The organism is Lentzea aerocolonigenes, assembly GCF_000955955.1.
GTDB lineage: Bacteria > Actinomycetota > Actinomycetes > Mycobacteriales > Pseudonocardiaceae > Lentzea > Lentzea aerocolonigenes_A.
This window is the reverse complement of sequence record NZ_JYJG01000337.1, coordinates 1-12,762: the sequence shown is the minus strand read 5'-3', so window position 1 is coordinate 12,762 and position 12,762 is coordinate 1. Positions and strand designations below refer to the sequence as shown.

General features: G+C 68.1%; 12 protein-coding genes and 1 pseudogene. 9 read left to right on the top strand and 4 right to left on the bottom strand.

The genetic code is table 11. The features are described from left to right. Both UK23_RS36260 and UK23_RS49295 read right to left on the bottom strand, forming a co-directional pair. The coding region (locus UK23_RS36260; RefSeq protein WP_045316272.1) for a family 20 glycosylhydrolase at positions 1 to 661 on the bottom strand (661 nt) is incomplete at its 3' end. Then, positions 658 to 1,482, bottom strand: coding sequence for a Gfo/Idh/MocA family protein (locus UK23_RS49295; RefSeq protein ID WP_196778050.1), 825 nt, complete (start codon positions 1,480 to 1,482; stop codon positions 658 to 660). The genes UK23_RS49295 and UK23_RS36260, both read right to left, overlap by 4 nt. Before the next feature lie 199 nt (positions 1,483 to 1,681). Between UK23_RS49295 and UK23_RS36250 the strand changes: the two genes are divergently transcribed. Genes UK23_RS36250 through UK23_RS36235 form a run of 4 tightly spaced genes read left to right on the top strand, consistent with a single transcriptional unit; the run spans position 1,682 to position 5,856 of the window. Then, the gene (locus UK23_RS36250; RefSeq protein ID WP_045316271.1) at positions 1,682 to 2,644 is read left to right on the top strand and encodes an acyltransferase domain-containing protein; all 963 of its coding nucleotides are present in this window, start codon (positions 1,682 to 1,684) and stop codon (positions 2,642 to 2,644) included. Between the two features lie 25 nt (positions 2,645 to 2,669). Then, positions 2,670 to 4,073, top strand: coding sequence for an N-acetylglucosamine/diacetylchitobiose ABC transporter substrate-binding protein (gene ngcE / locus UK23_RS36245; RefSeq protein WP_052685377.1), 1,404 nt, complete (start codon positions 2,670 to 2,672; stop codon positions 4,071 to 4,073). After that, entirely contained in the window at positions 4,070 to 5,044 is a 975-nt protein-coding gene (locus UK23_RS36240; RefSeq protein WP_082115265.1) for a carbohydrate ABC transporter permease, read from the top strand. Before ngcE ends, UK23_RS36240 begins: the two co-directional genes overlap by 4 nt. Beyond that, positions 5,041 to 5,856, top strand: a complete 816-nt coding sequence (locus UK23_RS36235) for a carbohydrate ABC transporter permease (RefSeq protein WP_045316270.1) — start codon at positions 5,041 to 5,043, stop codon at positions 5,854 to 5,856. The genes UK23_RS36240 and UK23_RS36235 overlap by 4 nt, the downstream gene beginning before the upstream one ends. Positions 5,857 to 5,933: 77 nt before the next feature. Here UK23_RS36235 and UK23_RS36230 read toward each other — a convergent pair whose 3' ends face one another. Next, positions 5,934 to 6,920 (bottom strand): dihydrodipicolinate synthase family protein, encoded by a 987-nt coding sequence (locus UK23_RS36230; RefSeq protein ID WP_045316269.1) that lies wholly within the window; start codon positions 6,918 to 6,920, stop codon positions 5,934 to 5,936. After that, entirely contained in the window at positions 6,920 to 7,930 is a 1,011-nt protein-coding gene (locus UK23_RS36225; protein ID WP_045316268.1) for an NAD-dependent epimerase/dehydratase family protein, read from the bottom strand. Before UK23_RS36225 ends, UK23_RS36230 begins: the two co-directional genes overlap by 1 nt. Positions 7,931 to 8,061: 131 nt before the next feature. Between UK23_RS36225 and UK23_RS36220 the strand changes: the two genes are divergently transcribed. The 5 genes and pseudogenes from UK23_RS36220 to UK23_RS36200 all read left to right on the top strand — a co-directional run. Continuing rightward, complete coding sequence (locus tag UK23_RS36220; RefSeq protein ID WP_045316267.1) at positions 8,062 to 9,186, top strand: GntR family transcriptional regulator; 1,125 nt, start codon at positions 8,062 to 8,064, stop codon at positions 9,184 to 9,186. Beyond that, positions 9,183 to 10,184, top strand: coding sequence for a Gfo/Idh/MocA family protein (locus UK23_RS36215; protein ID WP_045316266.1), 1,002 nt, complete (start codon positions 9,183 to 9,185; stop codon positions 10,182 to 10,184). Before UK23_RS36220 ends, UK23_RS36215 begins: the two co-directional genes overlap by 4 nt. Continuing rightward, positions 10,181 to 11,446: an ABC transporter substrate-binding protein gene (locus UK23_RS36210; protein ID WP_156213646.1), complete on the top strand. Its 1,266-nt coding sequence runs from the start codon at positions 10,181 to 10,183 to the stop codon at positions 11,444 to 11,446. Before UK23_RS36215 ends, UK23_RS36210 begins: the two co-directional genes overlap by 4 nt. Next, a complete protein-coding gene (locus UK23_RS36205) occupies positions 11,443 to 12,324 on the top strand; it encodes a carbohydrate ABC transporter permease (RefSeq protein ID WP_082115264.1) in 882 nt (293 codons plus the stop codon). The genes UK23_RS36210 and UK23_RS36205 overlap by 4 nt, the downstream gene beginning before the upstream one ends. Continuing rightward, a pseudogene (locus tag UK23_RS36200) lies at positions 12,321 to 12,762 on the top strand (carbohydrate ABC transporter permease); the annotation flags it as partial. The gene UK23_RS36205 and the pseudogene UK23_RS36200, both read left to right, overlap by 4 nt.

Genomic DNA, 12,762 nt, shown 5'->3' with positions numbered 1-12,762 from the left:
CGCGGGCGTGGCCGGGCATCTCGATCTCGGGCACCACGGTCACACCTCGCGCGGCCGCGTAGGAGACGAGTGACCGCAACTCGTCCTTGGTGTAGCAGCCGCCGTGCGGGATGCCGTCGTAGGTGGTGCTGCCGGCCGGGCCGACCATGCTCTCGGCCCGGTGGCCGCCGACCGCGGTCAGCTCGGGATAGCGGGAGATCGGCATCCGCCAGCCCTGGTCGTCGGTGAGGTGCAGGTGCAGGACGTTGAGCTTGTACAGCGCGATCTGGTCGACGAGCCGGCGCAGGTAGGTGATGGGCAGGAAGTGCCGGGCCACGTCGATCATCGCGCCGCGCCAGCCGAACCGGGGCTCGTCGCGGATCTCGACCAGCGGGATCGACGAGCCGGAGATCAGCTGCCGCAACGACTGGACGGCGTGCCGCAAACCCGCCACCGAGCCGCGCAACCGCACAGAAGAAGCCGTGACGGACAACGAGTAGGCCTCACCCTCGCCGGCCACTTCCAGCACGATGTCGCCGGCGGCGGCCAGCGGCAGGTCCACATAGGACTGCAGTAGCCGGGCGACTTCGACGCCCGCACCGGAGGCGGCGATCGCGGACGTGGACGACAGGCGGAAGACGCCAGGGGAGCGGACCAGGTGGACCGGCTTGGGGATGATCATGCGATGGCCTTCGCGACGGCGTGGAGCAGGTGGACGGGACGCAGCAGGTCGGAGTAGTCGATCGGTGGTTCACCGGTGGAAGCCATGTCCAGGAACGCTTCCAGGCCCGGCACGAGGTAGTGCTCGTCCAGCACGAGCGGATGGGACGTGGTGCCGGACGAGGTGACGACGGAACCGTGGAACGGGGTGTCGCCGAACGCCAGCTTGATCACGACCTCGACGCCGCGGACCTCGGCCTGCACGACGATGCTGTCGGTGAGCCTGGTGACGCCGACCGCCGTGATCGGACCGGGCGCGAGCCGCAGTGCCACGTCGACCGGGTGGATGCCGTAGAAGAAGATCCCGCCGTACGGGCTGGCGGGGTCGACCGGGCCCGCGGTCGTCACGCGGCGTGGTGCGCCTTGCGCGGCAAGCAGTTCGGTGTCGGGGATCCAGCGCAACGCCGAGAAGGACGTCAGCGGCGCGTCATGTGCGAGAGCCTCGGCGACGATCGCCTCGGCGTCCTCGACCGTGCAGGCCAGCGGCTTGTCCACGAACACCGGCAGTCCTTCGCGCAGGAACGGGACGGCGTGCGCGCGGTGCAGGTCACCGTGCCGGTCCGCGACGACCACCGCGTCGACCAGGCCGAGCAGCTCCTCCGGTGCGTCCACGATGCGTTCGAGCGAACCCTTGTCCCGCAAAGACTCGTTGCGTTCCGAGCGGCCGCCGCTGACCGCCACCACGCGGGCGTCGCGGCGGCTGGTGTTGAGGTGGTCGATGATGTGGTCGACGTGGCTGTTCTCCGTACCGACGATGCCGATGCGCATTACGTGATCAGGCATGGAGGCCATTGAAATGCCGGACGGATTGCCGGGTCAATGGCATGAATCGCTGGAACGAGGAATGATTCTTTGCAGTTCGTGTGACCTGCGAAGAATCATTGACGTGCGTCGAGTCGCACATGATGATGTGCCGAACCAGGGCAAGACACGCCATATTCATTCCCATTTCGGGGAAGGAATTCGGAAAGCAGGTGCCGCCATGAGCGAGACCGACGACTGGCTCGCCGCGCTGCTCGGGCAGCCGGCGGCCGACGTCGCGGACCTGGAACCGGTCACCAGCCAGGAAGCCGCCCGGCGGCTCGCGCTGCTCGGCGTCCCGGACGTCGACCACACCGACGTGCTGGCGACGCTGCCCAGTCCGAAGAGGACACCTGAGCTGTGGGAGGCACTCCAGCGGTGCCACCAGGTCCTGTACGCGGAAGACCCGATCCCCAGCCGGAAAGTGGACTGGCCGAACGCCCCGGAGGAGCTCGGCGTGGCGGGACGGTACTTCTACGTCCACCTCTACCTGCTGGCACTGCCGACGCTGCTGACCCTGCACCGACGGCTGCGCATCCCGTTCGACGTCACCACCCGGACCGTGCGGGATCTCGGCGCCAAGGTCGCCGGCTACCGCAAGTACTACGACCGGGGCGGCTTCGACCGGCAGGGCTGGCTGGTCCGGCACTTCCGCGGCACGCTCCACCGGCTCGGCAGGCTCCAGTTCGACCGCGCGGTCCTCACGATCGACGAGTACCACGCGGAGCCGGACACCGGCCCGAAGGACGGCACACCAGTCCTCGAAGTGCACATCCCCGGCGACGGTCCGATGACACCCGAGGCGTGCGACGAGTCGTTCCGCCGAGCCAGGCCGTTCTTCCGCGCGCACTTCCCGGACGAGCAGTACGAATACGGCACCTGCCGCTCCTGGCTGCTCGACCCGCAGCTCTCCGAGTTCCTGAAAGAGGACTCCAACATCGTTCAGTTCCAACGTCGCTGGACCCCGTTCGGACCGACGCCGGACTGCGACAGCGACGTGTGCGAGTTCGTCTTCCACCTCCCGCCAGGCACCGGCGACCTCGCCGTCCTGCCCCAGGACACCACCCTGCAGCGCGCCATCGTCAGCCACCTCCAGACCGGCGGCCACTGGCGCCAGGGCTGCGGCTGGCTCGCGCTTCCCTGACCCACGAACAAGAACGGACCCCGCCATGACCTCCCACGACATCTCGCGGCGCTCGGTGCTGAGAGCCGCCGCCGTGCTGGGCCTCGCCGCACCCGGCCTGGCCGCCTGCGTCACCGCCGGCAACAACGGCGGACAGTCGTCGAGCAGTGGTGACAAGAGCGCCACGAACCCGTTCGGCGTCAAGGCCGACGCCCCGCTGGAGGTCGTCGTCTTCAAGGGCGCCTACGGTGACGACTACGTGATCGCCGCGGAAGGCGTCTACAAAAAGCAGTTCGGCGGCGCGGTCATCGACCACAAGGGCATCCAGAAGGTCGGCGACACGCTGCGGCCGAGGTTCGTCGCGGGCAGCCCACCGGACGTCGTCAACAACACGGGTGCGGGCAGGCTCGACATCGCCGCTTTGAACCAGTCGCAGCAGCTGGAGAACCTCGACGAGCTGCTCGACGCGCCGTCGTGGGACGACCCGGACGTCAAGCTGCGCGACACCCTGCTGCCGGGCGTGGTCGAGGACGGCACGTACGACGGCTCGTTCGTCAGGTTCAACTACGCCTACACCGCCTGGGGTCTCTGGTACTCGAAGCCGTTGTTCGAGAAGAACGGCTGGATGTGGCCGCAGACCTGGCAGGAGATGCTCGAACTCTGCGAGGACATCAAGAAGACCGGCATCGCGCCCTGGACCTACCAGGGCAAGTTCCCCGAGTACATGACCGACCCGCTGCTGGTGATGGCCGTGCGCGGCGGTGGCATGGACCTGCTGAAGTCCATCGACAACCTGCAGCCCAACGCGTGGCGGCACGAGTCGGTCAAGGCCGCGGCCGAGGCGATCGCGGAACTGTCCGGCAAGGGCTACCTCATGCAGGGCTCGGAAGCGCTCTCACACACGGAGGCGCAGGCCGCGTGGTGCCAGGGCAAGGCCGCGATCATCCCGAGCGGATCGTGGCTCGAAGCCGAGCAGAAGTCCGTCACGCCCGCCGGGTTCGACATGGTGATGGGTGCCGTGCCGTCGCTGGGCGGGAGCAGGCTGAAGAACAACGCCATCCACGCGGCCAGCAGCGAGGCGTACCTCGTGCCGAGCCAGGGCAAGAACGTCCAGGGTGGACTGGAGTTCCTGCGGATGCTGTTCTCCCGCAACGCCATGAAGGACTTCGCCAAGTCCGTCGGCACCCTGCCGTCGGTCAAGGGCGCCACCGACGGCATCACGATGTCGCCGGCACTGAGCTCGGTCTCGGAAGCGGTCAGGAAGGCCGGTGACGACACGATCAACTACCGGCACCGCATCTGGTACCCGACGCTGACCAAGGCGGTCGACGACAGCGTCGCCGAGCTCGTCACCCGCCGGATCACCCCGGCCGAGTGGGTCGACCGCGTCCAGAAGGCCGCCGACGACCTCGCCAAGGACACCAGCATCAAGAAGTACGAGCGAAAATGAGCGTGCTGACCAGGCCGGTGGAGCGGGCTGCGGCGCCCGCTCCACCCGCGCCGTCGAAGCGCCGCAAGCGCAACCGCGGGTACGGGTTCGTCATCGGCGCGCTCGCACCCGCGCTGGTGCTGCACGTCATCTTCGTCGTCTCCCCGTACGCGCAGGCGTTCTACCTGTCTCTGACGGACTGGAACGGCGTCGCGGGCAAGGCGAACTTCGTCGGGTTCGACAACTTCGAGCGGCTCGCGGGCGACTCGCTGTTCCTCGACGCGATCAAGAACAACCTGCTGCTGTTGCTGCTGATGCCCGCCGCGACGATCGCGATCGGCCTGTTCCTCGCCACGATGATCCAGCGCGGCGGCAGCGACGGCCGCAGCGGCGTCCGGGGAGCGCGGTTCTACGAGATCGTGTTCTTCTTCCCTCAGCTGCTGTCCGTGGCGATCGTGGCCGTGCTGTGGGGATTCGCGTACAACCCCAACAACGGCCTGATCAACGGCGTGCTGCGGGCGATCGGCCTGGACGGGCTGGCTCGCAGCTGGCTCGCTGAACCGTCGCTGGCGTTGTTCGCGGTGATGGCGGTGATGGTCTGGTCCGGCGTCGGCTTCTACATGGTGCTGTTCTCCGCGGCCATCGACGGCATTCCGCGGGAGATCTACGAGGCCGCGCTGATCGACGGTGCCTCGGGCTGGACCACGTTCTGGCGGATCACGTTGCCGTTGCTGCGGGACAACGTCCAGGTGGCGTTCGTCTATCTCGGCATGGTGGCTTTGGACGCGTTCGCGCTGGTCCAGATCATGACCGTCGGACCGGGCGGCCCGGACGGCGCGACCGAGGTGATGGGCCTGTCGTTGTACCGGACCGCGTTCGAGTACGGGAAGTTCGGCTACGCGAGTGCGATGGGCGTCGCGTTGTTCTTCGGCACGCTGGTGTTCGCGCTCGTGGCGTTGCGCGGCAACAAGAACCGGACGGAGCTCGCATGAAACGGTTCCCGCTGCACCTCGCGCTCGGTTTCTGGGCGATGGTCACCGCGTTCCCGCTGCTGTGGGCGGTGACGAGCTCGTTCAAGTCCGACACCGAGATCCTGACCAGCCCGTGGACGGTGCCCGAGAAACCGCGCTGGGACAACTTCGGCCGTGCCTGGAACGAGGCCTCGATCGGCCAGTACTTCCTGAACTCGGTGATCGTCGTCGGCGGAGCGCTGTTCCTGACGATGCTCGTCGGCGGGATCGCTGCCTACACGCTGGCGCGCTACCGGTTCCCTGGCAACAGGTTCATCTACTACCTGTTCGTGACGTCCCAGTTCTTCCCGACGTTCCTCGCGCTCGTGCCGTTGTTCTTCACGGTCGAGCAGATGGGCCTGCTGGGCACGAAACTCGGCCTGATCCTGGTGTACGCGACGTTCGCGACCCCGTTCACCATCTTCTTCCTGCACGCGTTCTTCCGCACCCTGCCGTCCGCGATCGCGGAGGCGGCGTTCATCGACGGCTGCACGCACTGGGGTGTGTTCTTCCGGGTGATGCTGCCGATGGCGCGGCCGGGCCTGGTGTCGGTCGCGATCTTCAACTTCCTCGGCCTGTGGAACCAGTACCTGCTGCCGCTCGTGCTCAACCCGGACCCGGAGAACTACGTGCTGGCGCAGGGACTTGCCGCGCTGTCGACGTCGCAGGGGTACCAGAGCGACTGGAGCGGCCTGTTCGCCGGGCTCACCATCGCGATGCTGCCGGTCCTGCTGGCCTACGTGTGCTTCCAGCGCTACATCCAGGCGGGCGCCACGGCCGGCGCGGTCAAGTGAGCCAGATCGACCGCGGGCACCGTTCCGCCGGCTGAGAGCAGCCGGCGGAACTGCTCTACCCCGTTGCGCAGGCCATGTCAGCGCAACCAGTCCGAGTAGGTCCTCTGCACGCGGGTCAACTCCTCGGCCTGGCCGGGCGAGAGGGTCTCGTGCGGGTCGAGACACCAGATGCCGTTGAGAAGCCCCTGGCGTCGCAACACCTCGTGCACTCCGGCGATCACACCCGCGAAGCGGTTGCGGACGTCGAACACCGCCGCGTTGGCGTCCACGCACATCGCGCTCAACGCCTCGACCCGAGCCCGCGCTCCGGCATCGCCGTCCACCGCGGCGTGGGCGTCCTCGAGGATCTCGACGGCGGACCGCGTCCACACCGCCCAATGCCCGAGCAAGCCGCCGACGAACCTCCGCACTCCGCCGCGCACGTGGAACGGCGTGAGCAGGTCACTGATGATGTTGTCGTCGTTCCCGGTGTACAGCGCGACTTCACCGCCCCGGTCGGAGTCGGCCACGCCCTGGACGAGCTCCAGCGTCCGGTACCGGTCGAACGGCGCCGCCTTCACGGCCACTGTGGACGGCTGGTCGGCGAGGCGTCGCCAGTAGGAACGCGGCAGGTACCGGCCGCCGACGGCTTCCTGCAGGTAGAACCCGATGGTCGGGAGGACCTCGCCGATCGCCGCGCTGCGGTCCAGGAGATCTTCATCCGAACGATCCGAGAGACCTCCGGGAGAGACCAGGACGGCGTCGTAGCCCAGCTCGTGAGCGATTTCGGCCTCGGCGACGGCCTGACCGGTGGGACCCGCGACCCCGGCGATGCGGAGGAAGGGCCGCCCGGCACCGATTTCGTCCGCCGCCAGCTCCAGCACCGGCCGGTACAGCCCGTGCTCGCGGATCTCGAACTGCGTGGTGTGCACTCCGACCGCGAGCCCGCCCGCGCCCGCCTCCAGGTAGTACCGCGTGAGCCCCCGTTGCCTCTCCTCGTCCAACCTCCGCGAGGCGTCCAGAGCCAGCGGGTGCGCGGGGATCACCGTGCCGCGGTGCAGCAGCGCGGCTGTCTCGAAGTCCATCAGAACCGTCCGTCCCGTCGCTCGAACTTGGTCGGCTTGTGCCAGAGCAGTCCGCCCTCGCGCAGCCACTCCGTCTGCAGGTCGATCAGTTGCCCGAGCGTGCGGTCCGGGTAGCCGAACAGCTCGTGGCACGTCGTCGCGTCGCTGAGCAGCGAGGTTTCCGGCAGCGAGCCGGTGAACTCCGGTTCCACGCCGAGGCGGTCGGCGAGCCGTACCGCGATCGACCGCACGGACGCGGTCTCGGGTCCGGTCAGGTTCAGCACGAACGGTGCATCGGACGTGTGCCCGATGCTGCGCAGCACGACCTCGTTGGCGTAGCGCTGCCAGACGACGTTCACCGCGCCGGTGCCGAGGTCGATCGGCTTGCCCTCCATCAGCTTCCGGGCCAGGTCCGCGATCACGCCGTACCGGGGCTCGCACGCGTAGTTGAGCCTGATCAACGCGACCGGCGTGCCCCTGGTCCTGGCCGCGTGCGTGAACACCTGCTCGCGGCCGCGGCACGTGATCGCGTAGTCGCCTTCGGGGCGTGGCGTGTCTGTTTCCACGCTGCCACCGGTGACCGGTGCGGTCATGCCGTAGACGTTTCCGGTGGACAGCGCGACGATCCGCGCCGTCGGGTAGCGTTCGGCCACGTAGGCCGGCAGCACGGTGTTGGTCATCCACGCCTGCTCCGGCGCTCCGGCGGTGCCGAACTTGGCTCCCACCAAGAAGATCACCACGTCGGCGTCGGGCAACCCGGCCACCGCGGCAGGATCCGCGAGGTCAGCGTGCACGATCTCGACGCCCTGAGCCTCGACCCGCGCCCGGCTGTCCTCGTCGGACCACCGCGACACCGCTCGTACCGCCGCGAGGTGGCCTGCCTCGGCGAGCGCGCGACGGGCCATGCCCGCGATGCCCGACCCGGTCTTGCCACCCGCCCCGAGCACGACCACGTCACCCCACGCGGCCGCCTCCGCGACCAGCGCGGGGGAGGGCCTGCCGAGTTCTTCCTCGAGGTCTGCCTCATTCATGAGGGCACGCTCCCAGCGTGGAACTAATTCATTCTTTAGAAGGAATGAATTTCTTGCCTGATGTGGTCTCGGCACACGAAATCACAGGTCACCTCTTGCGGCAAGCGGCACCATGAGTCATTCTTCCGGGCATGACCTCAGCTGAATCGGAGGATTCATTCCTTCATTCCTCCGCTCGCCCGAAATGGCAGTGGGCGGCTGACCGTCTGCGCAAGGACATCGCCGACGGGGTCTACGGCCCCGGCGACCAGCTGCCGGTGGAGCGTGAGCTCGCGACCACGTTGTCGGTCAGCATCAACACCATCCGGCGTGCGGTCGGCCAGCTGGTGCACGAGCAGATCGTGCTGCGCCGCCAGGGTGCGGGCACGTTCGTCCGCTCCGAAACGGCACCGATCACCGGCCGGCCGTTGGTGGGCGTGCTCGTGCCGTCGACCACTTACTACTACCCGCGCGTGATCGACGGACTGCAACGCGTGCTGCGCGGTGCGGGCGTCGGAGTCGTGCTGGTGTGCTCGAAGTACGACCTCGATGTCGAACGCGACGAGCTGCGCACGATGCTCGAAACCGGGGTGCAGGGTCTGCTGCTGGTGCCGAGCCTGCACCTGATGGACGACCCGCAGTCCTACGTGGACAGCCTTCGTGATCTCCCGGTCCCGTACGTGCTCGCCGAACGACGTCCGCCCGTGCCCGAACCGGACGACCCGACGACCTACGTCGGCACCGAACACGCGGGCGGTGTCTGCAAGGCGGTCCGGCACCTGAAGTCGCTCGGACATCAGCGCATCGGGTTCCTCGGCCGCGTCAGCACCGGCACCTCCGCGCAGGTCGCGGACGGGTTCGAGCAGGCGGTGAAGCTGCTGGACGTCGATGCGGCCGCCACCTCGTGCAAGCTGCTGTGGCAGGCGCAGGAGATCTCCGCGTACGCCCGGCGTTGTGCGGAATCCGGTGTCACGGCGGTGTTCTGCCACGGTGACCGCGACGCCGCCGCGTTGATCGTCGCCGCCCGCAGGCTCGGGCTTTCCGTACCGGATGACCTGGCCGTGGTCGCCTACGACGACGAAGTGGCTGAGGTCGGCGACATTCCGCTGACCGCCGTCTCCCCGCCCAAGACCGAAGTGGGCGCACTTGCCGCCCAACTGCTGCTGCAGCGCATCGACGGCGGCCGAAACGTTCCCTCCCAGCAGGTGCTGATCCAGCCGCGGCTCGTCGTCCGGGCCTCGTGCGGTGCTCTCGCGACTCAGAAAGCAGGAACATGACGTCATTCCGGATCGGACTCGTGGGTGCCGGCGCGGTCGGCGCACATCACGTCCGCGCGGCGGCAGGGCCCGAGAGCTACGCCATCACCGCGATCTGCGACGTGCGGCGGGAAGCGGCCGAAGAGCTGGCGGCACCGGGCGTCCAGGTCTACGACGACTACCGGACGATGATCACCGAGGCGGACCTCGACGCGGTCATCATCACGACGCCGCATGCGTTGCACGCGCAGCAAGTCGTGGAAGCGGCCGCGGCTGGACTCCATGTGCTGGTGGAGAAGCCGATGGCCACGACCGTCGAGGACTGCTCGCGGATGATCGAGGTCTGCCGGGAGGCCGGCGTGCTGCTGGCGGTCGCGCACGTCATCCACTTCGACCCGGTGGCACGGGAAGCGCGCTCGCTGATCGCGTCGGGGGAGTTCGGCGCACCGCTGCTGATCGCGCACCGCCGGTCCGCGCACTACGAGCCGAACTCGCGGCCCGCGTGGTTCTTCGACCCGGTTCTGGCCGGTGGCGGCATCGTGCTCAACGTCGGCACGCACGGCCTCGACCGCATCCAGTGGTTCGGCGGCGGCACCGTGCGCCGGGTGAGCAGCGTGGTGCGCGGACGGGACGGGATCGACGTCGAGACCGACTCGCTCGCGCTGGTCGAGCTCGCCAACGGGGTCACCGCCAGCGTGGTGCTGACCAGCAGGGGAACGCCGTACTACGACGAGACGGACGTCGTGATGCAGGAGGTCACGCTGCGGGTCAGCGCCACCGATGGCCTGCTGCTGCTGCGCGACGGGGCGACGACGACGCTCGTCGACGCCAGTCCCGGTCACCTGGAGACGGCGTTCCGGGCCCAGCTCGGCGGGTTCGTGTCCGCCGCGCGCGGTGGCGATGGCGAGTACATCGACGGCTCGTACGGCCGGTCTGTCGTGTCCGCCGCGCTCGCTGTCTACCAGGCCGCCGATCGGGGCAACCCCGTAGAGGTGCCGCGCCCGGCGGTCCTGCCGTGATCACCCGGCGCAGCATGCTCGCCGCCGCGGGTTTGACGCTGCTCACCGGTTGTTCATCGGCCACAAAGGACCCGAACGGGCCGTTGAAGTTCTGGTCGTCGTTGCGCGGCACGAACACCGTGGTCGACGCGTGGAACGCCAAGAACCCCAACGACCCTGTCGTGCTGGAGACGGTGACCTCGGGGTTCGCCGGTGGCAACGCGAAGCTGTCCAACGCGGCTCGCGCGGGCAATGCGCCGGACGTGGTGTCGATGGCGGACTCGGACCTGCCGATGTTCGCCCTCGACGGGGTTGCCGCGGACCTGACCGACTTGATCAGCGCTGGGTTGCGCGACGATCTCGGCGAGGTGGCGTGGTCCGGTGCCACGTTCGGCGGCCGTGTCCACGGGGTGCCGCTCGACCTGCCGCCGTTGCTGATGCTGTACCGCGAGGATCTTCTGCGTGAGGTGCCGGCGACGTGGGACGAGTTCCGCGAGGCGGCCCGCAGGCTCAAGTCCCAGGGCATCTACCTGACCTCGTTCCACCCCAACGGCTACAACCTCTTCGCCGCGCACGTCATGCAGACCGGCGGTCGGTGGTTCGGTGTCGACGGCGACTCGTGGGTCGTGAACTTCACCGACCCGCAGTCGCTGAAAGCCGCTGACTACTGGCAATCGCTGCTCGACGAACAACTGCTGTTCCTCGCTCCCGGCAGCAGTCAGGAATGGCTCGCCGCGCTGGCCGAAGGACGGGTGGCCGCGCATCTGGTCAGCGTGTGGGGAGTGGCGGCGTTGGCGTCGTCGGTGCCTGGTGGAGCGGGGAAGTGGCGGATTGCTCCAGTCCCGCAATGGGATCCGGCCAAGCCGTCGATCGGCAGGGACGGCGCGTCGCTGCACGTGATCACCGCGGACAGCGTGAAGAAGGACCGCGCGATGCGGTTCATCGAGTGGATGTCGACCTCGCCCGAGGCGATCACCGCGCGCCTGTCCAGTGGTCGTTCGAGCCTCTTCCCGGCCGCACCGAAGCTGTGGGAGGCGGCGTCCAGGCAGTTCAAGACCACGTTCTACGGCGGCCAGGACCTCGACGGCCTCGCCGCGGAGCAGTACGAACTGCAGCACGGCGGCTGGATGTGGGGACCGCGGATGCAGTCCACCGCCACGTCCATCCACCACGGCCTCGCGCGCATCCCGTACGGCACCACGATCGCGCAGGCTCTGCGTGACGCCGAAGCGGAGACGTTGCCGGACATGCGCAGCCTCGGCCTGTCGGTGAGGCGCTCGTGATCAGGCAACGTTCCGCCATCGGCCTGCTGCTCGGCCCGTTCGTCGTGCTGCTGCTGGTCGTGTTCCTCGCGCCCACGCTGTACGCGGTCTACCTGAGCTTCTTCGCCCGCTCGCACACCGGACTCGGGTTCGGCAACGGCCAGACGGCGTTCGTCGGACTCAGGAACTACGGCGTGGTGCTCACCGATCCGAGCTTCCTGCAGGGCGTCGGTGTCACGCTGCTGTACTCGGCGGTGTTCATCCCTCTGGTGATCATCGGTGCGTTGGCGCTGGCGTTGCTGTTCGACTCCGGTGTGGTGCGGTTCCGGCAGTTCAGCCAGACATTGCTGTTCCTGCCGCATGCCGTACCGGGCATCATCGCCACGGTCATCTGGCTCTACCTCTACACACCGGGCATCTCACCGGTGATCGATCTGATGGACGGCCTCGACCTGCACGTCGACTTCCTCGGGCTCGAGATGGTCGTGCCGTCGTTGGTGAACATCGCGCTGTGGAGCGGTCTCGGCTACACCACGGTGATCTTCTTCGCCGCGCTGCGAGCCGTGCCGCACGAAGTCGTCGAGGCGGCCGCGATCGACGGCGCCGGGCCGGTGCGGTCGGCGGTGACGATCAAGGTGCCGCTGATCAGGGGCACGATCGTGACCGTGCTGATCTTCACCGTGATCGGCGCCCTGCAGCTGTTCACCGAACCCATGCTGCTCAGCAAGGTCACCCCGCTGATCGGCCCGAGGTTCACCCCGAACATGTACATCTACGACGCGGCGTTCGCGCGCAACAACCACAGCCTCGCTTCGGCGGCCTCGGTGTTGCTGCTGATCGTGTGCTGTCTGCTGTCCTTCGCCGTCACGCGTGGCGCTGCTCGTGGGAGTCGATCATGACCGGGCGAGTTGCCGCGAACGTCGTGATCGGCGTCGGCGCGCTGTACGCGTTGCTGCCGCTCGTCTGGCTGCTGCTCGCCTCCACTGTGGACACCCAGGCGCTGTTCGCGTCCGACTTCTTCTCGCTGGACAACTCCGCTTTCGCCGACAACGTGAAGGGCTTGTTCACACAGGAGAAGGGCATCTACGGCCGTTGGTACCTCAACAGCGTGCTGTACGCGGTCGGCGGCGCGGCTTTCGGTGCGCTGATCAGCACTGCGGCCGGCTACGTGTTCGACAAGTTCTCGTTCACCGGCAAGAACCAGCTGTTCGCGTTGGTACTGGTGTCGGTGATGGTGCCGGCCGCGGTGCTGGCGTTGCCGTTGTACCTGATGGCGTCCGCGGCCGGTGCGGCGAACACGATCTGGTCGGTGATCATCCCGGTGCTGTTCAACCCGT